The sequence below is a fragment of the Streptomyces sp. NPDC028305 genome (genome assembly GCF_055569495.1).
The window spans coordinates 555512-576548 of sequence record NZ_JBVHTN010000002.1 but is presented as its reverse complement, the minus strand read 5'-3'; the positions used below and the strand labels follow the sequence as shown (position 1 = coordinate 576548).

Genomic DNA, 21037 nt, shown 5'->3' with positions numbered 1-21037 from the left:
CGGACAACGGCACGGATGACGGCCCCGCCGCCCGCTCACCACCGGCCTTCGGCGCGCCTGTCCCAGTGCGCCCTGGCCGCCGCCAGCCCCGCCGCGTACAGCGCGAGGACGGCCGTGAGCAGCAGGTAGTAGACGGGCGGCAGGGCGGTCATGCCCAGCACGGACGCCAGGGGCGACAGCGGCAGCAGCACCCCGATGACCGCGAGCGCGGTGGCGGCGAGCCGTATCGGCACCGGCATCCGGCCCTCGCCGTCCCGGCCGCCCCTGCGCAGCACGACCATCACCAGCGCCTGGGTGAGGAGGTTCTCGGTGAACCACCCGGCGTGGAAGGCCGCCTGGCCCTCGATATCGCCGGCCCCGGGCACCGCGAGCATGAGCACCCCGAAGGTGGCCAGGTCGGCGACGGCGTTGAGCAGTCCGAATCCGGTGAGGAAGCGGAGCAGATCGCGCGGGCGCAGCACGGTCGGCCGCGCCAGGGCCGCCGGGCCGGGCCGGTCGAAGGCGAAGGCGAGCTGGGCGGCGTCGAAGCACAGGTTCTGCGCCAGGACCTGCGGCGGCAGCATGGGCAGAAACGGCAGCATCAGCCCGGCGGCGAGCATCGCGATGACGTTGCCGAGGTTGGAGGAGAGTGCGATGCGCAGATACGTGATGATGTTGCCGGTGCTGTGCCGCCCCGCCGCGATCGCGTGGTCGATGGCGGTGAGGTCCTTGGCCGCGAGCACGATGTCGGCGGCGTCCCGCGCCACATCGACGGAGTCGCGCGGGCAGACGCCCACATCGGCGGCGCGCAGCGCGGGAAGGTCGTTGACGCCGTCGCCGAGGAACCCGGCGGTGCGCCCGCCCTCGCGCAGCGCGCCGACGATACGGGCCTTGTGTTCGGGGGTGCAGCGCGCGAAGACGGTGGTCTTCTCGGCCAGCTCGGCCAGGGCCGCGTCGCCGAGGCCGTCGATCCGGTCGGCGGTGACCACCGGCCCGGCCAGGCCGAGTTCGCGGCAGGCGCGGGCGGCGGTGCCCGGGTGGTCGCCGGTGAGGACCTTGACGGTGACCCCGCGGCGGGCGAGGTCGCCCAGGGCGTCGGCGGCCGTCGGCCGTGGGGCGTCACGCAGCCCGACGAAGCCGATGAAGGTCAGTCCCCGCTCGTCGGACCGGCTGTACGGGCCGGGGCGGGCCGGGCGTTCGGCGAGCGCGACGGCCAGCAGCCGCAGGCCGTCGGCCGCCAGCTCCTCGGCCCGGCGCAGCAGCCGGTCCCGGCCCGCCGCGTCCAGCTCGGTGTCGCTGCCGCCGGTCCGCACCCGGGCGCACCGCCCGAGGACGTCCTCGGCGGCGCCCTTGACGACCAGGGTGTGCAGGCCCGTACGGCCGGGGCGGCGGACCACGGCGATGGAGCTGCGGCGCACCGGGTCGAAGGGCAGCGCGGTGACGCCGTCGTAGTCCAGCAGGTCGTCGTAGTCCGCGACGGCCTCCAGGATCGCCTCGTCCAGGGTGTCGGGGGCGGGCAGGTCGGCCAGCTGGAGGGCCCAGAAGCTGTTGACGGCGGCCCAGTGGAGCACCGTCGGGTCGTCATGGCCCTCGGCGTCCAGGTGGCGGTCGAGGACCGGCCGGTCCTGGGTGAGGGTGCCGGTCTTGTCGGTGCACAGAACGTCGACGGCGCCGAGGTCGTGCAGCGCGGGCAGCCGTTTGACGATCACCTCGCGGTCGCGGGCGAGCCGGGCCGCGCCGCGGGCCAGCGCCGAGGTGACGACGACCGGCAGCATCTCGGGGGTGAGACCGACGGCCACCGCCACCGCGAACGGCAGCGTCTCCACGCCACGCCCGTCCAGCGCGGCCCCGGCCAGCAGCACCAGCGGCGGGGTCAGCAGCATGAAGCGGACGAGCATCCAGGAGATGCTGTTGACCGAGCGGTCGAAGGCGGACGGCCGCCGATGCCGGAGCAGCCCGCGGCGGGTCGCGGCGAACCGGGTGTGCTCGCCGGTCGCGACCACGACCGCGGTGGCGCTGCCCGACGCCACACTGCTGCCCTGGAAGCACAGGTGCGGCTGCTGGAACGGGGCCGGGCCCGCGGCGCCGGGGGCGTCCACGGCGTACTTGGGGACGGGCGCGGACTCTCCGGTCAGCGCCGCCTGGGGCACGGTCAGCCCGCTCGTACGCAGCAGCCGGGCATCCGCCGGGACCAGGTCGCCGGGGCCCAGGCTGATCACATCGCCGGGCACCAGCTGATCGACGGGGATCTCACGGGAGCGCGGCTCGGCGGACGCGGCGGCTCGGCGCCGCACGGTCGCGGTGGTGGCGACCAGCTCCCGCAGCGCGGCCACGGACCGGTCGGCCCGGTGCTCCCCGCCGGCCCGCAGCACACAGCTGACCACCACCAGCACGACGATCACACAGGCGGTCCCCCAGGAGGCGACGGCCGCGGACACCAGCCCCAGGCACAGCAGCACGCTGGTGAAGGGGTCCCGCAGGCTGCGGGCGAACCGCCCCCGCCAGGAGGCCGGGCGCCGGTCGGGCACCACATTCTCCCCGCACCTGCCCAGGCGCTCCTCGGCCTCGGCCTCCACCAGCCCCCGGGGCCCGCTCCCCAGCCTGCGCAGGGTCTCCAGCGAGGTGAGGCGGGCCAGGTCCCGGACGTCCGGGACGCCCGGCGGGGCGGCCGTCGCCGTGGCCGGGCCGGCACCGCCCGAGGCAGAGCGGGTGGTGCCGGCTTCCGCGGTGTCCTCAGGCGCCCAGACCACGGACACGCTCCGCCGCCGGGTGGCCGGCGCGCTCCGCCACCTGCCCGACCAGCCACCGGACCATGGTCACCACATCCGGGTCGTCCAGCAGATACACCACCCGGCGCCCCTCGCGGCGGGACCGGACCAGCCCCGCCAGCTTCAGCTTCGCCAGATGCTGGCTCACCGCGGGCAGCGCGCCGCCGACCCGCTCCGCGAGCCCGCTCACATCGCTCTCGCCGTGCGCCAGCACCCACACGATGTGCAGCCGGGCGGGGGAAGCCAGCAGTCCGAAGGCCGCGGCGGCCTCCGCCAGCACCTCCGCGGGCGGATCCTCGCCGACGCCGTTCGCCACTGTCGCTCTCCCGTTCGCCCGACCCGATCGGCCCCGTCCGCCGAAGGCCCCAGTTTAGGTGCCCCCGCCGACAGCACCGGTGAGAGCGAGTCGCGCGGCTACCCCTCGCCATCCCGGCGGCCCGGGCACCCGGCCGTCACCGGCGGCGGGCGACGGGGTGCGGACAGGCCGGGGCGGCCGGGTTCCACCGGGGCCGGTCCCAGGGCGTGGAACGGCCAGGCCGCCCCCTGGGCGGAGTGCGGGGGACGGTCGAGCAGCCGGTGGCAGGCGGCCCGCCGGTCCTCCTCGGTGTCCTGCGCCAGGGTGAGCTCCAGGGCGTGGGCGCGGAGCAGGTCGTGACGGTGGTACCGGCCCGGCGCCTCCTCGGTCACCAGGTGGGCCCGGCCCAGCTCCGCGAGCAGCGGCCGGACCCGCCGCTCCGGCTCGCCCAGCAGCCCGGCGGCGAGGGACGGGGTGACCTCGGGCCCCGGTTGGAGGCCGAGCAGCCGGTACAGCCGGGCGGCCCGCGGGGGGAGGGAGCGGTACGACCGGGCGAACGCCGCCCGCAGATCGATCTCCGGATCGCCGCCGCCCAGCGCGTCCAGGACCCCGCCGGCGTCCCGCATCTCCTCGACCAGCGCGCCGAGCGGGAACTGCGGACAGGTGCCGGCGCGTGCGGCCACGATCGCGAGGGCGAGCGGGAGCCGGGCGCACAGCGCGCCCAGCCGGTCGGCCGCCTCCGGTTCGGCCGCCACCCGGGCCGCTCCGAGGCGGCCGCCCAGGAACTCCCGGGCCTCGCGGGCCGACAGCGGGTCCAGGGTGACGGGCCGGGCGCCCTCGGCGGCGACCAGGCCGACCAGCCGGGTCCGGCCGCCCCGGGCACGCCGAACGCCTCCAGCACCCCGGCCGCCGCCTCCGCCGGGTACAGCGCGGGCCCGTCCGGCCCGCACCGGCGCAGCGGCACATACAGCTGGCCGTCGGGGAAGTGGTCGCGGACACGGTGGGCCCAGTGCACCGCCGGCGACGTCTTGCCCACCCCCGGGCCGCCGCCGACCGCGGCGACCGCGGTGGTCGTACCGGCCGCGAAAAGCCCGTCCAGGCTCTCCAGCTGCTCGTTCCTGCCGACGAACAGCGGGACGTCGGGAGGCAGTTGCCGGGGCACGGGGCTCCGGCGGGGTGTGCGCGACCAGGCCCGTCCACACCTGGAGCAGCCCGGGTTCGGGTGCCACGGAGAAGACCGGCAGGCCGAGCACGGGGTCGTCGTCGGGCGCCTCGCCGTCCCGCACCCGCAACATGGTCTGGGCCGCCACCTCGGTCAGCGGCAGCCAGTCGGGGCAGCCTTCGGCGAGCCAGCGGAAGGAGGTCCCGTCCCACTTCACAAAGCAGTCCAGCGGCGGGTAGAGGTACCAGCCGTACCCGGAGGCGGCGCGGAACGGTTCGCAGAAGGAGACGGCGCGGAACGCGACGGTGCCGAGCGCCGCGGGATCGGCCACGGTCGGCGGAACGGCTCCGTCGAAGCAGGAGCGGAACGAGAAGAGCGTCATGAGCCGGGTGTTGCCTTCTTCCTCGAGCTTCCTGCGGCTTCGTGGAGCTTCCACGAGCTTCCTCAAGCGCCGGCGGACCGGACGGCCTTGAGCGCCGAGCGGCGGTCAAGGCCGTCCGGGGAGCCTGCTCAGCGCCGGGCGCCACGCACCGCGTCGACGAGCTCCGAAGAGCTGCGCGCGGCCGGCCAGCCGAGGCTCATCCGGACCGGAACCACCAGCGCGTCCCGCAGAACCGTCGTCTCCACGGCGGAAGCCGGCGCCTTTCCCGCCGTCTTTGCGTTCCCCATGACAAATCCTCCTACGGTGGTGTACCAGGGCTTGCCCGACCATGCTGGCGCACGTCACTTCGCGTCCGCTTCGAAAGCACTTTCTTTTTCCTCCGGCGCCGCGGAGCGTTGGCGGCCGCGGACGGGCTCGGTGCCATGTCGCCCTCCTGAGCGGGCGTGTCCCGCCCCTAGCATGGCGGCAGCCGAAAACATCGCGATCGGAGTCCGATGAACGCGCTGCCCCTCGCCGGAATCACGGTGATCGCCTGCGAGCAGGCCGTCGCCGCGCCACTGGCCACCCGCCATCTCGCCGATCTCGGCGCCAGAGTCATCAAGGTCGAGCGACCGGGCACCGGGGACTTCGCGCGGGGCTACGACGAGACGGTGCGCGGCATGTCGAGCCACTTCGTGTGGCTCAACCGGTCCAAGGAAAGCGTCACCCTCGATCTCAAGCACCCCGACGCCAAGGAGGTCGTCCACCGCCTGATCGCGGGCGCCGATGTGTTCATCCAGAACTTCGCCCCCGGCGCCGCTGAACGGCTCGGCCTCGGCGCCGAGGAACTGCGCGCCCGGCATCCCCGTCTCATCACCTGTGCCATCTCCGGGTACGGCTCCAGCGGCCCGTATCGCGACGCCAAGGCCTACGACCTGCTCATCCAGGCGGAGGCCGGTCTGGTGTCCGTGACCGGCAGCGAGGAGACACCGGCGAAGAGCGGAATCCCGGCGGCCGACATCGGCGCCGGGATGTACGCCTTCTCCGGCATCCTCACCGCCCTGTACGAGCGGGAACACACCGGCGTCGGCGCGGCGCTGGAGATCAGCCTGCTCGACTCGCTGGTGGAGTGGATGGGTTATCCCTTCTACTACGCGGAGTACGGCGGAACTCCCCCGGGGCGCACCGGAACCAGCCACGCCGCCATCGCCCCGTACGGCACCTTCACCGCGGGGGACGGCACCGACATCGTGCTCTCCGTGCAGAACGAACGTGAGTGGGCGGCCTTCTGCCGACATGTGCTGGACCGGCCCGAGCTGGCCGCCGACGAGCGCTTCGACACCGGGAGCCGGCGGGTGGCACACCGCCGTGCGCTGGAGGAACACATCGCCGAGGTGTTCTCCGGGCTGACGGCAGAGCAGGTCCAGCGGCGCCTGGCCGCGGCGCGGATCGCCCACGCCCGACAGCGCGGGGTCACCGAGATCGGCGCGCATCCGCAGCTCGTGGCCCGGGACCGGCTGACCGAGGTGGGGTCGCCGGTCGGGCCGCTGACCGCCGTGCTGCCCGCCATCGGGCTGCCGGGACGCCCGGCGCGCATGGACCCGATCCCGGCGCTCGGGGAGCACACGGACACCGTCCTGGAGGAGCTGGGCTACGACAGCCGGGCCCGGGACCGGCTGCGCGCCGAGGCCGCCGTGTGACAGCGGTCGCGCGCACGGTGAGTGCGACCGCTGTCAGGGTTTCGAACGTCAGGGTCTCTCAGTCGGCGGGCCGCAGGACGAGGCAGGTCGTCGTGGCATGGGCGATCAGCTTCCCCTGGTCATCCATGACCCTGCCCTCGGCCGTGGCGGTACGGCGGCCGGCGTGGATGACGGACCCTTCGGCCGTGAGTGTCTGTCCGCCGGTGTGGGCGGCCCGGATGTAGTTGACCTTGAGTTCGAGGGTCGTGAAGCTGACACCGGCGGGGAGAGTGGTGTGCACGGCGCAGGCCATGACGGAGTCCAGGAGGGTGGCCGCGATGCCGCCGTGGACGGCGCCGAGGGGGTTGGCGAAGTCGGGCCGGGTGTCGAGGGAGATGACCATGCGTCCGTGTTCCACTTCGTCGAACCGCATGCCGAGCAGCCGGCCGATGGAGGGGATGTCGGTGGGGCGCTCGGACTGTATCCAGCGCATCAGTTCCAGGCCGGACAGCGCGGCGAGATCGGTGGTGGACACGGGTGGCTCCTTGCTGTGGTGGTGGCGCGAGTCGCGGTATCAGCCCAGGGGGCTGGTGGTGTCACGCAGGGCGGCGAGGACGGGGGCGTACATGCGGGCCTTGATGGTGCCGAGGGTGTCGCCCGCCTTGCCGGTCTGGGCCCGGGCGATCTCGAGGGCGGTCACCCGGACGGCGTCCTCGTCGACGGCGCGGTCCGCGATCCCGGCGGCCGCGGCGTCGTGGCCGCCGAATCGGCGGGCGGAGACCATGGCCTCGTGCGCGGTCTGCGGGGCCAGCCGGGCCTGGATGAGGGCGGACATGCCCGGGGTGAAGGGGATGTTGATGTCGGCTTCGGGCAGACACCAGTAGCCGCGGTCGGCGCGCATCACGCGGAAGTCATGGGCCAGGGAGAACATGGCTCCGGCGGCGAAGGTGTGTCCCTGGAGCGCGGCCACGGTGACCACCGGGAGGGACAGCAGGCGCGCGAGGAGTTCATGGACGGAGACGACATAGTCCTGGTGCTGGTCGGCGTGGGCGAACAGCCAGTCCAGATCCAGGCCGTTGGAGTAGAACTTGCCGGTCGCGGCGGTTACCAGGGCCCGGGCCCCTTCCGCCTTCTCCACGGTGTCCAGAGCGGCGTTGACGGAGGCGATCCAGTCGGGGTGGAAGCGGTTCTCGTCCGTCCCGAGGTCGAGGACGAAGACATCGTCCTGGCGGTCGAGTGTGGGCATGGGGCTCCCTCAGGCTGAGTGGGGTCCGGGGCGGGTGGATCCGGGGCGGGTGAGCTGCGGGGTTCGTCGTCGGTCGCCACGGCCGCCGCCAGGGTCGGGCAGCCGCATTACTTACCGGTAAGTTATGCCGTACGTCATAGACCACGCAAGAGCCGCCGCCACCAGGCCGGACACCACTTGTTCGACGCGGGTCGCACTATGGCCTCATCGCGCCCCAGCCGCCCCGAAGGAGTCGCCATGGCCCGCGCACGAAACTCTTCACGGACCGTGGAGCACCCCTCCATGGAAGAGATCTCACTCCAGCAGCTCCTGGAGGCACTGGCGGATCCGGTGCGGCGCCAGGTGGTGTCCCAGCTGGCCCGGGCCGGCGAAGACCTGAGCTGCGGCACCTTCGACGCGCCGGTGTCACGGTCGACGCTGACCCACCACTTCAACGTGTTGCGGGAGGCCGGCGTGATCCGGCAGTACTACGTGGGGACGGCCAAGATGAACACGCTCCGCGCGGACGAGATGGAAGAGCGCTTTCCCGGACTGTTGTCGGCACTGGTGACCGCGTCCACCCTGGAAGCGGGGGCCCCCGCACCCTCGCGCACATAATTCGATGCCGATCAACATTCGACAGCCATCGCGAGGACATCGCCGAGGCCCACCTGGACGGCCGGATGAGGGCCGTCCAGGTCGCATGGCGCCTACGCGCTGTTGACCGCCTTCGGCATCGGACCCGCTGCCCGCTGGCGCGGTATGACCAGGCCGAACTCATAGCTCAGCGCCACGGCCTGGGCCCGGCTGCTGATTTCCAGCTTCCCCATGGCGCGGTTGAGATGCGTCTTCACCGTCGCCTCGCTGATGTGGAGCATCTTGGCGACGGTCGCGTTCCCGTGCCCCTTGGCGACCAGCTTGAGCACCTCGGCCTCGCGCATCGTGAGCGTGGCCAGCCTCGATCCGTCGTATTCGAGCGGCGTGGTGCGATGGGTGCAGATGTCGATCAGGCGCGACATCACACCGGGCGAGAAGACCATATTGCCGCGGGCGGCGGCCGTGACGGCCGCGGTCATCTGATCCGCGGGGATGTTCTTCAGGAGAATACCGCGGGCCCCTATATGGAGGGCCGAATATATGTCGTTGTCATCCACGGTCGACGTCACGAGAAGCGCGTTCGGCGCGTTCTCCGGGGCGGCCTCCAGGATGCGCTGGATGGTCTCCGCCCCGCCGAGATCCGGTAGATCGGTGTCGATGATGACGATGTCCGGCCTGATGCTCTCGGCCAATGCGCAAGCGGATTCGCTGTCCGCGGCCTGAGCCACGACATTCAGCCCCGACACCGCGTTCAACAGCGCGGAAAGCCCAAGCCTTGTCCAGGGATGTGCGTCCGCGATGAGTAATGTGGTCTCCACATCACACTTTCCCCCGCTGATCAAATTGTCCTCCTCCGGGCCGCACCGGCCGGCCAGGCGCCAGAAACCCACACTTTGGCCCGGCAGCCGAGGCAGTCAGCATTCCAGTCTCGACGGAGAATACCGAGATTACTTTAGGTAATCTCTGAACAAAGATCCTGGCACGCGTCGGTGGCACGCGCAAGGAAAACCCGTCCACACATGCCATCGGGCCGCGCGTAAGTCGGTGGAAGTCAGGCATTCCAGGTGCACAGGTGATGAAGGACGCGGATGGGGTCCTTGCCGCGTTTTCGGAGAGGCCGCGAACGGGGGCGCGGCGCCGGCTCCCCGAGAACTTCACGGGCGGCGACGGGCCCGCTCGGCGCGGTCGCGGCGGCTTCCACTCCACGCGGTAGCCAAAGGAGGCCTTCGCACCGACGGCCCAATGCCGGACAGCGGGCGACAAACCCAATTCCACCAGCAACAACGCATGGTGCTGACATATCGTCTCACACATCGCCGGACCGGCCCATCCCGGCCCGACTCACCATGTGGGAGTACAGGCGGAGTGGATACGGTCGAGGGTGGACTACCGGCATCCGCAGAGAGTGCAGTTACGGCTACACCGACCGCTGTATGTTCGCCATTGGCCAGGTTGATACGTTCAGCAGCACGCCAGTGGAAAACGGAGTTCCTTATCGGATAATTGTTCCCCTGCTGGGGAGAACACGCAGGTGGAGGTTTCCGTTACGTGAGCTTGCCTCGTGTCACCAGTGGAACGTTGTCTATCGCCCGGTTCACGTTTACCTCAGGAGAGTCGGCCGAATTTCTGAGCCCTGTCGATTCCGACTTCGAAGCGGAGCCGGTCGTGGAGGGACACGAGCCGTCGCCGGGCGGAAATGCACAGGACGCCCCGATCGGGATCGCCGCCGACTGGCTGACCGGTGTCTGGCAGCAGTGCACGGCCAGGTCTCCCGCACTACCGCAAAGTCCAGATGGGAAGTAATGAACGTGATCGAAGTGAAGACGTCCACGGACCTGGACGTGATTGTCGACATCCTCACTGCGGCATTCCTTGAGGACGACCCGGTCGTGAGGTGGCTGATACCGCCCGGCACTCCGGAGCGGGAACGTCACCTCCGCGGCTTCCTGCGCGCCTGGGTGAAATTCATGCTGGACCACGAGGGGACCGCCATCGTCACCTCGGACCACGGTGGTGTCATCGTGTGGGAGCCCTACGAGAGGAAGACCCCCATCCCCCCGGAGGACGAGGAGGCGTTCCTCGCCGACATCTCCGCTTCCACCGGCCCCGCCGAGAAGCGCTGCCTCCAGCTCATCGAACTGCTGGACACGCACTACCCGGACGACCTTCCGCCCCATGGGCATGTCGCGCTCGCCGCCGTCCGCCCGGACCGGGGCATGGAGGTCAGGACCGCCCTGACGGACGAGCTGGTGCGCCTGTCCCTCAGCCTCGACCTCGGGGGCTACTGCGAGGCTTCGTCCGAGCGGAACGCCCTGCTGTGGGAGCGGCTCGGGATGAAGCGCCGCGGTGAGCCGATCCGGCTGCCCGAATCCGATGTGGCCTTGATCCCCATGTTCATTCCGCCGCCCGGGTACCAGGGCTGAGCGTCACCGCCCCGGCAATGACCGGCTCAAAGGGGGGCCTGTTGATGCGTGAAAACCCGATCCACAGCTATCGGCTCTATATCGCGGGCAAGGACATCGAGGGCGACGGCTGGGTTTACACCGTCAGTGCGCAGTCACTGCTCGAAGACGTGTTCACGAGCGTCAGCCTGAAGCGGGATCTGGAGCGGAACGCCGAATCCGCGGCGGCGGAGCACCCGTATGTGGTGGGCCGCTGCGCCGTGGCGTCCGACGCCGCGATCGATCTGGCAACCGAGGCCGCGGCATCGGCCGCGCCGGGCTGGGCGGCGGTCCCGCTGGAGCGCCGGATGCGGCTGGGCACCCTGTTCCGGGAGGAACTCGCCCGGCGCCAGGACGAGTTCCTGGAGCTGCTGGTCGCCGAGGGGCACCCGGTGAGCCTGGCCCGCTGGGAGCTCAGCTGTCTGTTCCAGGTCTACAGCGAGGAGAGCCTGGGCTGGTACCGGGAGCGGATGCACACCGAGTTCGAGCACGCCGGGCGGCGGCTGATCGTACGCCGCCGGCCCGACGGCGTGGTCGCGTTCAACCCGCCACAGAACGCCCCCGCGCCCAGCGCCGCCCTCGCGGTGCTCGCCCTGATGGCGGGCAACGCGGTCGTCGTACGCGCTCCCCGCTCCATCGCGCTGTCCACCATGTGGGTCCTGCGCGACGTGGTCGCGCCGCTGCTCGACGAGGTCGGGGCACCCCCCGGTGTGCTCAACGCGGTCTGCTCCAACCCGAAGCAGACGCTGGACCGGTGGATCGAGAGCCCGCTCATCGACGACATCTTCTACATCGGCGGCAGCGAGGAGGGCCTGCGCTTCCAGGAGCGGTGCGTGGCACACGGCAAGAAGCCGATCCTGGAGCTGGCCGGCAACGACACCATCGTGGTGTGGAAGGACGCGGACCTGGAGCGCGCCGCCGAGGCGATCCGCGAGTCGTTCTACGGGTCCGGGCAGATCTGCATGGTGCCCAACCGCGTCCTGGTGCACCCCGCCGTCGCCGACGGCCTGATCGCCGCGGTCAAGGAGCAGGCCAGGACCGTACGGCCCGGCTATCCGGAGGACGAGGGCGTGCTGCTGTCCCCGGTCCGCCGCAGCGAGCGTTTCTTCGGACTGCTCCGGCAGGCCCTGGCGGGCGGCGCGGAGCTGGTCACCGGCGGCAGGCGCATCGAGCTGGACGGCACCCCGTCGGAGACGGGCGTCTTCCTCGAGCCCACCGTGGTGCGGGTGAACGGGCTGCCCGGTGCGCGCCGGTTCGACGTCGTACGGCAGGAGACGTTCTTCCCGCTGCTGCCGATCGTCGTCCCGGAGCCCGCGGGCGACGACGAACTCCTCGACGGCTTCCTCGAGTTCGTGAACACCAACGACTACGGACTGCGCAACTCGCTGTGGGCCGGGTCCGACGACGTCATCGCATCCTTTGTGCAGCGCGTGGTCAACGGCGGCCTGCTGAAGGTCAACGATTCGCACATCGGCTTTCTGCCCTATCTGCCCAGCCACGGCGGTACCGGCCTGACCGGGGGCGTCTTCGGCGAGGCCAACTACCCGATGCTCAAGACATCGCACCTTCAGGGCGTGTCCATCGCCCGGGACGTCAGCCCGCGTGAGGCGGTCTTCGGGGCCTGATCACCCATCGTTCCCACTGCTCTGACCCACCACCGCGCATTCCGGAGGAAGTTGCCCGTGACCGTGATCCAGGGAGCCCGGGTCGACACCGAGGAGGAGATCCTCAGCCTGTACCGCGCCCACCTCAGCAAGGGGCGAGCGACCCTCGCCGAGCTGTTCGGCAGCCATATGGAGGTGGAGTCCTCCGGGGCCTGGCTGACCACCAGCGACGGCGAGCGGTTTCTGAACGCCGGCGGATACGGCGTGTTCATCATGGGCGCCCGGCACCCCATCGTCATGGAGGAGGTGGAGCGCCAGCTGCGCACCCACCCCACCGCCACCCGCATCCTGCTGGAGCCCACCGTCGCCCGCGCGGCCGAGGCGCTGGTCTCGGTCATGCCCGAGGGCCTGGACCGGGTGCACTTCGCGCTGTCCGGCGCCGAGGCCGTCGAGACCGGCCTCAAGCTGGCCCGCGCGGGCGGCCGCAGGCGCACCGTCGCCATGCTCGGCGGCTACCACGGCAAGACGCTCGGCGCGCTGTCGGCCACCTCCAAGGAGGTCTACCAGGCGCCGTTCCGCCCGCTGCTCCCCGATGTCCGGCATCTGCCCTTCGGTGACCCGGAGGCGCTGGAGGCGGAGCTGCGGGCGCACCCCGGCGAGGTGTGTGTCATCCTCGAACCCGTCCAGGGTGAGGGCGGCGTGATCATCCCGCCCAAGGGCTATCTCAAGCGCGTCGAGGAACTGGTGCGCGAGTACGACGGCTTCCTCGTCCTGGACGAGGTGCAGACCGGCTTCGGCCGGCTCGGCGAGTGGTGGGGCGCCGACACCGAGGGCGTGGTCCCCGACGTCCTGCTCACCGGCAAGGCCCTCGGCGGCGGCGTGCTGCCGGTGTCCGCGGCCGTGGCCACCCGCAAGGCGTTCCGCCCGTTCGACAAGGACCCGTATGTCCACACCGCCACCTTCTCGGGACAGCCGCTGCTGATGGCCGCCGTCCAGGGCGCCGTCCGGGCGGTCAAGGAGGAGCGGCTGGTGTCCCGGTCCATGGACCTCGGCGCGCGGCTGCTGTCGCGGATCTCCGAGATCGCCCACCGCAACATCCCCGGTCAGCTCGTGGAGGTGCGCGGCCGGGGCCTGCTGATCGGCGTCGAGCTGGTCGAGGCGGGGCTGGCGGGCGAGCTGCTGATCGAGCTGTTCAACCACGGAGTCGTCGCCAACCACTCGATGATCGGCAGTTCGGTGGTGCGCTTCACGCCGCCCGCCACCCTCACCGACGGCGATGTGAACTTCTTCCTCGACTCTTTCGACCAGGCCACCCGCGCTCTGCTCAGCGGCTCGGCCACCATGCCGGAAGGCGGTAACTGATCGTGCGGCACGTGGAACTCGACGCCGTGGTGCGCTCCGAGAAGGCCGGACACGTCTTCGAGAACGTCGTCCAGTGGGAGAGGTACCCGCAGCTCGCCCCGCATGTGCGGGCCGCCACCGCGCACAGCGCGTTTCCCGCGGCAAAGGGCAGCTCCAGCTGGGAACTGCACTTCCGCAGCGGGCTGCTGCGCTGGACCGAGGAGGAGCGGTTCGTCCCCGAGCGCGGTGAGATCCACTTCGAGCAGACCGACGGCGACTTCGACAGCTTCGCGGGCCAGTGGCACATCACACAGAGCGGCGACGATGTCCTGGTGCGCTTCGAGGCCGACTTCGACTTCGGCATCCCGAGCCTCGAGGGGATTCTCGACCCCATCGCCGAGCGGGTCATCAAGGAGACGGTCGCCTGGGCGGTCACCGGGCTGTTCGACCGTACGGAGATACGCGGTGACATCGCCCTGAGCACCACCGAGGCAGCGGTCACCGGCGGCGCGTAGGTCCCGCCCGGACGCGTAAGGAGAACGCGCAGCTATGAACAGGCCGTTGGAGGGCGCCGGCGGCGGCCCGCCCACGTCCGTGATCGCCGGCATCGGGGCGTACGTCCCGCCGAACCCGGTGACCAACCACGACCTCTCGCTCCGCCTGGACACCTCCGACGAGTGGATCCGCAGCCGTACCGGCATCTCGTCCCGGCACATGGTGCTGCCCGGGCAGGCCACCTCGGATCTCGCGGTCGAGGCGGGCCGGCGGGCGCTGGAGTCGGCGGGGCCGGAACACGCGGAAGGGGTGGACGCGGTGGTGCTCGCCACCACCACGCCCGACCGGGCGTGCCCGGCCACCGCGCCCGAGGTGGCCTGGCGGCTGGGGCTCGGCACGGTCGCGGCCTTCGACGTCTCGGCCGTGTGCTCGGGCTTCCTGTACGGGCTGGCCACCGCGACCGGGCTGATCACGGCGGGCACGGCCGACCGCGTCCTGCTGATCGCCGCGGACGCGTTCACCACCCTCGTCGACCCGCGGGACCGCTCCACCGCGGTGATCTTCGCCGACGGGGCGGGGGCCGTGGTGCTGCGGGCGGGCCGCCCGGACGAGCCCGGTGCGGTGGGGCCCGTCGTCCTCGGCAGCGACGGCTCGCTCGCCGGTCTGCTCGAGGTGCCGGGCGGCGGATCCCGGCAGCGCGCCTCGGGCGAGCCCGCCCGGCCCGGCGACGAGTTCCTGCGGATGGCCGGGCGCGACACCTACCGGCACGCGGTGGAACGAATGGCGGACGCGTCCAGGCGGGCGGTGAAGGCGGCCGGCTGCGGCCTCGCGGACATCGACCGGCTCGCCGCCCACCAGGCCAACGCGCGCATCCTCACCACGGTCGCGGAGCATCTCGGCATCCCCGAGGACCGGCGGCTCTCCAACATCGACCGCAACGGCAACACCGTCGCCGCCTCCATCCCGCTGCTGCTCGCCGACTCCGCCGCGGACGGCAGCCTGACCGCCGGCCACCGGGTGCTGCTCACCGCGTTCGGCGCCGGGCTGGCCTGGGGCGCGGCGACCGTCCAGTGGCCGGACGTCAAACCCGGCTGACGCCCCAGTACACCCCTGCACGTCCCGCTGTACGTCCCTCGGAAGGAACTCGCCATGTTCGACACCCTCAAGGAAATCCTGGTCCATAAGCTCAAGGTGGCGCCCGAGCAGGTCGTCCCGGAGGCCACCAGGGACGATGTCGAGCTCGACTCGCTGGCCGTCGTCGAGCTCTCCCTCGTCCTGGACAAGGAGTTCGGGATCGTCGTCAGCGACGACGAGCTGCTGGAGATGCCCACGATCGGCGACATGGCGCGCCTGCTGGAGGAGCGGAGCGCGAAGGTCTGATGGGCGGTCACGAAATCGCCGTCACCGGACTCGGCCTGGTCACCCCGGGAGGCATCGGGACCGGACCGAGCTGGCAGTCGGCACTGGACGGGCGGCCCACCGCCGCCGTCGACCCGGAGCTCGCCGGCAATCCGGTGCGGATCTCCTGCCGCGTCCCGGGCTTCGACCCCGATGGGCTGCTCGGCGGCCGCCGGGCCCACCGGCTGGACCGCTTCGTGCAGTTCGCCCTGGTGGCCGCCCGGGAGGCGATTGCCGACGCCGGGCTGGACCCGGCCACCTGGGACGGCGGCCGGGTCGGCGTGGTCCTCGGCTGCGCCGACGGCGGCCCCGCCACCAGGGAGGCGCAGCACCGGGTCCTGCTGGAGGAGAGCCCCTCCTGGGTGTCCCCGCTGCTGCTGCCGATGCAGCTGTCCAACATGGTCGCCGGGCAGACCGCCATCGAGTTCGGGGCCACCGGCCCCAACCTGGTCGTGGCCACCGCCTGCGCGTCCGGCGCGAGCGCCATCGGCACCGCCCGCGACCTCCTCGCTCTCGACCGCTGTGACATCGTCATCACGGGCGGCAGCGAGGCGATGATCACCCCGCTGAGCATGGCCGGATTCGCCAAGATGGGCGCCCTGTCCAAGCGCGAGGACGACCCGGCCACCGCCTCCCGGCCCTTCGACGCCGACCGCGACGGCTTCGTCGCGGGAGAGGGCGCGGGCGTGCTCGTCCTCGAACGGGTCGCCGACGCCCGCGCCCGCGGTGCGCGCGTACGGGCCAGGGTCATGGGCTACGGCGCGACCGCCGACGCCCACCACATGTCCTCGCCGCACCCGGACGGCGTCGGCATCGAGGCGGCGCTGCGCGCGGCGCTCGCGGACGCCGGCGCCGGCCCGGGGGACGTCCAGCACGTCAACGCGCACGGCACCGGCACGCCGCTGAACGACCTGGCCGAGGGCCGCATGCTGCACCGCGCGCTGACCGCGGACCCGCTGGTGACCTCCACGAAGGGCGTCACCGGCCATCTGCTGGGGGCGGCCGGGGCGGTGGAGGCGGCGTTCACCGTGCTGGCGGTCGAGCGACAGCTGGTGCCGCCCACCGCCAGTCTGTTCACGCTCGACCCTCGTCTCGACATCAAGATCCCCACCACCCCGACCGCCACCCGTATCGAGCTCGCCGTCTCCGACTCCTTCGGCTTCGGAGGCCAGAACGCGGTGCTGGCGATAGCGAGGGCATAGGCCAACCGATCGGGCCAACCGATCGGGCCGACCGCTCAGGCCGACGCCTTCGCCGCCTCCTCCGGGGACAGCCGGGGCCGCGCGACCGCCGCCCGCAGCCGGGCCTTCGACGCCGGGTCCGCCGGGCGGCGGGTGTGCCAGTCGGTGACCGCCTGATAGGCGGCCACGACCTCCAGCAGCCGGTCCTCCTCGTAGGGCTGGCCTCCGAGGATCGCGCCGACGGGCACACCGCCGGCGTCGAACCCGATCGGGAAGCCGATCTCGGGCAGCCCGAGGATGTCGAACGGCACGGGGCCGGTCTGGAGCACCACGTCGCAGCGGCTCAGGACGCCGTCCAGCACCTCCCGCAGCAGGTGGTTCTTGGCGCGCTGGGCGGTGAGCCACTCGTCGCCGGACAGCATCAGGCCCTGGAGCCACGACAGCAGCGAGACGCCGAACTTGGCGGGGTCGGTGCGCAGCCAGTGGCGGAACGGCTCGGTGCGCTCGACGAGCCGGGCCGCGTTGAAGGTGCCGGTCAGCAGGTTCCAGTCGGCCGGGTAGGCGATGTCGACGAGGGTCAGGCCCTCGATCGCGTCCAGCCGGTCCAGGAGTGCGCCGCGCAGTTCCTTCTGGCCGCTGAGGAAGTCGGCCGGGACGCCCACCTTGGTCGCCCGCCGCAGCCGTACCTTCCCTCCGCGCGCGACGACGGGCGTCGCGGCCCGTATCAGATCGGGCAGCTCCGGCAGCCCGAGGGTGCGCGGATCCGCGGCGTCGGGGCCCGCCATGACCTGGAGCATGATCGCGGCGTCCAGGGCGTCGCGGGCGAGCGGCCCCGAGTGGTCGCGCGTGGAGGACAGCGGGATGACGCCGTGGATGGAGACCCGGCCCATGGTGGGCTTGAGCCCGGTGAGGTTCTGCTGGTTGGAGGGCAGCACGATCGAGCCGCCGGTCTGGGTGCCGATCGAGGAGGACGCCAGGCGGGCGGCGACCGCACAGGCGGGCCCGGTGGAGGAGCCGCCCGGGTCGACGGAGGGGTCGTTCGGGGTCCAGGCGTTGACCGTGGTGACGGTCCCGTTCGGCTTGGTGGCCCGGGTGGTGGCGAGCGGCCCCATCTGCCCCTTGCCCAGCAGGATCCCGCCGGCCGCGGTCAGCCGGGCCACGGCGGTGGCGTCCTCGTCCGGCACGAAGTCCGCGAAGATGGACGAGTTGCAGCGGGTCGGCACACCGGCGGTGAAGTAGTTGTCCTTGACGCACAGCGGGATGCCGCGCAGCACCCCGCCGCCGTGGCCGCGGTCGGCCTTGCGCGCCGCGGCGAGCGCGGTCTCGCCGGTGACCTCGGCGTACGCCTGGTACGTGGAGTCGTAGCGCTCGATCCGGTCCAGGTATGCCTCGGTGAGCGCGGTGGAGGTGAGCTTTCCGCGCCGCATGAGCACGGCCGCCTCGGCGAGGGTGGCCTCGGAGGGGTCGTCGAGGGCGGCCCGCCGTACGTCGACGTCGGGGACGCGCGGCGCGGCGGCGCCGGTCGGCGAGGGCGCCGACTTGGCGGGCGCGGCCTGGGCCGGTGCGGCCTGGGCGACCATGCCGCCGGCGGCCGCGGCGGCTGAACCAGCCAGGAAGACACGTCGGTTGACTGCTCGGCTCATCTCTCGCCCGCCTTACCGGTCCACGCCTCCGTGATCGACGGGTACAGCAGGGGAGGCGAGGCCTGCTGGGCGTACTCGGCGCTCCGGGCGGGCGGGGCCCAGCCGGCTATCGCCCCGGGGGTGGCGGCCACGAACGACCGCAGCGAGGCGAGCACCTGGTCGCGCGTCGGCACTCCGGTACCCGCGTCGAACACCTCGGGGAGCAGTGAGAGGTCGAAGCCCGCCAGTGCCAGGCGGGTCCGCACATAGGCGTCCAGCTGCTCGGTTGTGGGAATGCTCAAGGAAACTCCATGATCGGCTGATTCGTCCCCGGACTTCATCACCCGGCCGTGAACACCCCATCAAGCCGCTGTTTCACCGAAGTTACTGTATATAACCCCTACTCGAGGTCCAGGACCGCCGCGACCAGGCTGTCGGTGTCCAGCCCGTGGTGCCGGTACACCTCTTCCAGTGAGCCGGACTGGCCGAAGCCGGTGACCCCCAGGGTCGTGGCGGGCACGCCGTGGATCGTGGCCAGGAACGCGAGCGTGTGCGGGTGCCCGTCCAGGACCGTGAGCAGCGGCGTCGCCCGTGAGGCGGGGAAGACCTGGTCGAGGATCCAGCTCGGCGCCTCCTCTCGGCCCTGCCGGGCGCGCAGGGCTTGGAACAGCAGCCCGGGGCTGGTCACACAGACCACGTCCACCGGGAAGCCGAGGTCCGACAGCCGGTCGGCCGCGGCCAGCGCCTCCGGCACCATGGCGCCCATCGCGGCGATGGTCGCCCGGGGGGCTTCCGTACGGCGCAGGGCATACGCCCCGGCGACCACCTGGCGCCGGCGGCGTTCGCGCGCCGCCGGGTCCGCCGGCACGGCCGCGAGCGACTGATCCACCGGCCGGGTCGACAGCCGCAGATAGGCGGAGCCGCCACCGGGCCGGCCCAGCCGGGCCAGCGACGCCAGCAGCGTCCACTCGACGTCGATGGCGAAGGCCGGTTCGTAGGCGGTGCAGCCGGGCTGTTCCAGGCCGATCGACGGCGTCTTGATCGACTGGTGGGCGCCGCCCTCGGGGGCGAGGGTCACCCCGGACGGGGTGCCCACGAGGATCGACTGGCCTCCGGCGTAGATGCCGAACGACCAGGGCTCCAGGGCACGCTCGACGAACGGGTCGTACAGGACGCCGATCGGCAGCAGGGGCCGCCCCCAGCGGCTCCAGGTGGTGCCCAGCTCCCCCAGCAGGCCGACGAGGTTGGTCTCGGCGATGCCGAGCTCGATGTGACGGCCGGTGGGGCGTTCCCGCCAGTGCAGGATGGTCTCGGGGTCGTCGGCGAACCAGTCGACGCGTTCGGTGGGCGACCACACCCCGACCTTGTTCACCCAGCCGCCCAGATTGGTCGACGAGCTGACGTCCGGGCTCACCGTGACCACCGCTTCGGCGGCCTCGGGCGCGGCGCGGGTGAGGTCGAGCAGGGTGCGGCCGAGCGCGGCCTGAGTGGTCGCGGTGCCGGAAGGGGTGCGGCCCATGTCCGTCGGCAGCGTCGGCGGGTCGTGGCGGACCGGCTCGGTGCGGCGCAGCCGCTCGGCCGTCCGCTCGCACAGCGCGGCCGCGGCGCCGCCGTCGGGGAACCGGGTCCAGGGGGCTTCCGGATCGGCGCCGAGCCGGTCGGCGAGCTCGCGCACCTGCTCGGCCGTCAGCAGCGCGGAGTGGTTCTGCGGATGGCCCTCGGTGGGGAGCCCGTGGCCCTTGATGGTGTAGGCGAAGACCACCGTGGGCCGGGTGTCGTCGATCGCTCCGAAGGCGTGGTCGAGGGCGCCGAGGTCGTGTCCGCCGAGGTTGCGGACCGCCGCGAGCAGCGTCGCGTCGTCCAGCTCGGCCACCAGCCGCGCGAGCGGCTCGCCGCCGTCGGGCAGCCGCAGCCGCAGCTCCTGGGCGGAGCAGCGGAGCAGGCGCTGGTATTCGGCGTTGGGCATGCGGTCGATCCGCGTGTGCAGCTCCGCACCGCCCGGCCGGGTGAACAGCTCCTCCAGGAGCCGCCCGTATTTGACGGTGAGCACCTGCCAGCCCGCGCCCGCGAACATCGCGCGCAGCCGGTCGACGGCGATCCCCGGCACCACCCGGTCCAGCGACTGCCGGTTGACATCGACCACCCACACCAGCTCACCGAGGTCGGCCACCGCCGGGTCCAGGACCGCCTCCCAGACCGCGCCCTCGTCGAGTTCGGCGTCGCCGAGCAGCGCGTACTGCCGCCCCGATCCGCCGTCGCCCGTCCGGTCGGCCACATAGCGGCGGGCGATCGCGCCCCAGACCGGGGCGGTGGCGCCGAGGCCCACCGATCCCGTCGAGTAGTCCACCGGGTCGGGGTCCTTGGTGCGGCTGGGGTAGCTCTGGAGCCCGCCGAAGGAACGCAGGGTCGTCAGATGGCGCTCGTCGAGGCTGCCGAGCAGGTAGTTGACGGCGTGCAGGACGGGTGAGGCGTGCGGCTTCACGGACACCCGGTCCTCGGGGCGCAGATGACGGAACCACAGCGACGTCATGACCGACACCATCGACGCGGACGAGGCCTGGTGGCCGCCGACCTTGAGGCCGGACGGGTTGGGGCGCACCCGGTTCGCGTGGTGGATGATCGCCGTCGACAGCCAGAGCACACGGCGCTCGATCTCCTCCAGGACGGATCCGTCCTCGGTGGAGAGCGTCCGGGTGTCGGTCGCCGCCGTTGCCGTCGCCGTCGCCGGAGATGTCGGGTGGCCGGGTGTCACGTCAGTCATCTCTCACCCTCCAGGGTGCACTTGGTGCCTGGATGACATCATGGGGATGCGGACCGCACAATCGATGCGTCCGAAACTGAGCAGAATGCCCAACACCACGGGGCCGTGGGGCCGCCTGGATGGGCAGT

The 21037-nt window shown here is 72.1% G+C and carries 19 protein-coding genes; 9 read left to right on the top strand and 10 right to left on the bottom strand.

What is annotated here, in order from left to right; translation table 11 throughout:
• Positions 1-35 precede the first annotated feature (35 nt).
• The 4 genes from mgtA to ACZ4WQ_RS09200 form a co-directional block, all read right to left on the bottom strand.
• Positions 36-2729, bottom strand: coding sequence for a magnesium-translocating P-type ATPase (gene mgtA, locus ACZ4WQ_RS09215; protein ID WP_468022135.1), 2694 nt, complete (start codon positions 2727-2729; stop codon positions 36-38).
• Entirely contained in the window at positions 2713-3063 is a 351-nt protein-coding gene (locus tag ACZ4WQ_RS09210; RefSeq protein WP_311722297.1) for an ArsR/SmtB family transcription factor, read from the bottom strand. Before ACZ4WQ_RS09210 ends, mgtA begins: the two co-directional genes overlap by 17 nt.
• 98 nt (positions 3064-3161) lie before the next feature.
• Positions 3162-4640, bottom strand: coding sequence for a hypothetical protein (locus ACZ4WQ_RS09205; protein ID WP_398374365.1), 1479 nt, complete (start codon positions 4638-4640; stop codon positions 3162-3164).
• A 74-nt stretch (positions 4641-4714) separates the two neighbouring features.
• A complete protein-coding gene (locus ACZ4WQ_RS09200; protein ID WP_311722293.1) occupies positions 4715-4873 on the bottom strand; it encodes a hypothetical protein in 159 nt (52 codons plus the stop codon).
• 207 nt (positions 4874-5080) lie between these two features.
• Between ACZ4WQ_RS09200 and ACZ4WQ_RS09195 the strand changes: the two genes are divergently transcribed.
• Complete coding sequence (locus ACZ4WQ_RS09195) at positions 5081-6265, top strand: CaiB/BaiF CoA transferase family protein (protein WP_398374364.1); 1185 nt, start codon at positions 5081-5083, stop codon at positions 6263-6265.
• A gap of 58 nt (positions 6266-6323) precedes the next feature.
• On the opposite strand, the gene ACZ4WQ_RS09190 is transcribed toward ACZ4WQ_RS09195, so the two are convergent.
• Positions 6324-6779 (bottom strand): PaaI family thioesterase, encoded by a 456-nt coding sequence (locus ACZ4WQ_RS09190; RefSeq protein WP_311722290.1) that lies wholly within the window; start codon positions 6777-6779, stop codon positions 6324-6326.
• 39 nt (positions 6780-6818) lie between these two features.
• Positions 6819-7490, bottom strand: coding sequence for an enoyl-CoA hydratase-related protein (locus tag ACZ4WQ_RS09185; RefSeq protein WP_311722289.1), 672 nt, complete (start codon positions 7488-7490; stop codon positions 6819-6821).
• Positions 7491-7727: 237 nt separating this feature from the next.
• Between ACZ4WQ_RS09185 and ACZ4WQ_RS09180 the strand changes: the two genes are divergently transcribed.
• Positions 7728-8087: an ArsR/SmtB family transcription factor gene (locus ACZ4WQ_RS09180; RefSeq protein WP_398374362.1), complete on the top strand. Its 360-nt coding sequence runs from the start codon at positions 7728-7730 to the stop codon at positions 8085-8087.
• A 92-nt stretch (positions 8088-8179) separates the two neighbouring features.
• On the opposite strand, the gene ACZ4WQ_RS09175 is transcribed toward ACZ4WQ_RS09180, so the two are convergent.
• Positions 8180-8884 carry a response regulator transcription factor gene (locus ACZ4WQ_RS09175; RefSeq protein WP_311722288.1) on the bottom strand — a complete coding sequence of 235 codons (705 nt, stop codon included), beginning with the start codon at positions 8882-8884 and terminating at the stop codon, positions 8180-8182.
• Between the two features lie 984 nt (positions 8885-9868).
• On the opposite strand from ACZ4WQ_RS09175, the gene ACZ4WQ_RS09170 reads away from it, so the two are divergent.
• From ACZ4WQ_RS09170 to ACZ4WQ_RS09140, 7 genes are read left to right on the top strand one after another with little or no spacing between them, the layout of a single operon-like run.
• A complete protein-coding gene (locus ACZ4WQ_RS09170; protein WP_358847697.1) occupies positions 9869-10489 on the top strand; it encodes a hypothetical protein in 621 nt (206 codons plus the stop codon).
• A gap of 44 nt (positions 10490-10533) precedes the next feature.
• A complete protein-coding gene (locus ACZ4WQ_RS09165) occupies positions 10534-12132 on the top strand; it encodes an aldehyde dehydrogenase family protein (protein ID WP_398374361.1) in 1599 nt (532 codons plus the stop codon).
• Between the two features lie 57 nt (positions 12133-12189).
• The gene (locus ACZ4WQ_RS09160; RefSeq protein ID WP_311722285.1) at positions 12190-13473 is read left to right on the top strand and encodes an aspartate aminotransferase family protein; all 1284 of its coding nucleotides are present in this window, start codon (positions 12190-12192) and stop codon (positions 13471-13473) included.
• Positions 13474-13484: 11 nt separating this feature from the next.
• Entirely contained in the window at positions 13485-13967 is a 483-nt protein-coding gene (locus ACZ4WQ_RS09155) for a type II toxin-antitoxin system RatA family toxin (protein ID WP_361186436.1), read from the top strand.
• Between the two features lie 34 nt (positions 13968-14001).
• Positions 14002-15042 carry a beta-ketoacyl-ACP synthase III gene (locus tag ACZ4WQ_RS09150; protein WP_385337565.1) on the top strand — a complete coding sequence of 347 codons (1041 nt, stop codon included), beginning with the start codon at positions 14002-14004 and terminating at the stop codon, positions 15040-15042.
• Positions 15043-15096: 54 nt separating this feature from the next.
• The gene (locus ACZ4WQ_RS09145) at positions 15097-15327 is read left to right on the top strand and encodes an acyl carrier protein (RefSeq protein ID WP_311722282.1); all 231 of its coding nucleotides are present in this window, start codon (positions 15097-15099) and stop codon (positions 15325-15327) included.
• On the top strand, positions 15327-16547 hold the full coding sequence (locus ACZ4WQ_RS09140) for a beta-ketoacyl-[acyl-carrier-protein] synthase family protein (RefSeq protein ID WP_385337569.1): 1221 nt from the start codon (positions 15327-15329) through the stop codon (positions 16545-16547). Before ACZ4WQ_RS09145 ends, ACZ4WQ_RS09140 begins: the two co-directional genes overlap by 1 nt.
• A gap of 35 nt (positions 16548-16582) precedes the next feature.
• Here the strand turns inward: ACZ4WQ_RS09140 and ACZ4WQ_RS09135 are convergent, their stop codons facing one another.
• The 3 genes from ACZ4WQ_RS09135 to ACZ4WQ_RS09125 form a co-directional block, all read right to left on the bottom strand.
• Positions 16583-18169, bottom strand: coding sequence for an amidase (locus ACZ4WQ_RS09135; protein ID WP_398374360.1), 1587 nt, complete (start codon positions 18167-18169; stop codon positions 16583-16585).
• Positions 18166-18450 (bottom strand): hypothetical protein, encoded by a 285-nt coding sequence (locus ACZ4WQ_RS09130; protein WP_311722278.1) that lies wholly within the window; start codon positions 18448-18450, stop codon positions 18166-18168. Before ACZ4WQ_RS09130 ends, ACZ4WQ_RS09135 begins: the two co-directional genes overlap by 4 nt.
• A gap of 98 nt (positions 18451-18548) precedes the next feature.
• The gene (locus ACZ4WQ_RS09125; RefSeq protein ID WP_311722277.1) at positions 18549-20909 is read right to left on the bottom strand and encodes a transketolase-like TK C-terminal-containing protein; all 2361 of its coding nucleotides are present in this window, start codon (positions 20907-20909) and stop codon (positions 18549-18551) included.
• Between the last annotated feature and the right edge of the window lie 128 nt (positions 20910-21037).

Coding starts and splice junctions, on each gene's coding strand:
- ACZ4WQ_RS09180 (WP_398374362.1), top strand. CDS start 7,728: ATGGCCCGCGCACGAAACTCTTCACGGACCGTGGAGCACCCCTCCATG.
- ACZ4WQ_RS09135 (WP_398374360.1), bottom strand. CDS start 18,169: ATGAGCCGAGCAGTCAACCGACGTGTCTTCCTGGCTGGTTCAGCCGCC.
- ACZ4WQ_RS09140 (WP_385337569.1), top strand. CDS start 15,327: ATGGGCGGTCACGAAATCGCCGTCACCGGACTCGGCCTGGTCACCCCG.
- ACZ4WQ_RS09185 (WP_311722289.1), bottom strand. CDS start 7,490: ATGCCCACACTCGACCGCCAGGACGATGTCTTCGTCCTCGACCTCGGG.
- ACZ4WQ_RS09145 (WP_311722282.1), top strand. CDS start 15,097: ATGTTCGACACCCTCAAGGAAATCCTGGTCCATAAGCTCAAGGTGGCG.
- ACZ4WQ_RS09170 (WP_358847697.1), top strand. CDS start 9,869: ATGAACGTGATCGAAGTGAAGACGTCCACGGACCTGGACGTGATTGTC.
- ACZ4WQ_RS09165 (WP_398374361.1), top strand. CDS start 10,534: ATGCGTGAAAACCCGATCCACAGCTATCGGCTCTATATCGCGGGCAAG.
- ACZ4WQ_RS09150 (WP_385337565.1), top strand. CDS start 14,002: ATGAACAGGCCGTTGGAGGGCGCCGGCGGCGGCCCGCCCACGTCCGTG.
- ACZ4WQ_RS09195 (WP_398374364.1), top strand. CDS start 5,081: ATGAACGCGCTGCCCCTCGCCGGAATCACGGTGATCGCCTGCGAGCAG.
- ACZ4WQ_RS09125 (WP_311722277.1), bottom strand. CDS start 20,909: ATGACTGACGTGACACCCGGCCACCCGACATCTCCGGCGACGGCGACG.
- ACZ4WQ_RS09200 (WP_311722293.1), bottom strand. CDS start 4,873: ATGGGGAACGCAAAGACGGCGGGAAAGGCGCCGGCTTCCGCCGTGGAG.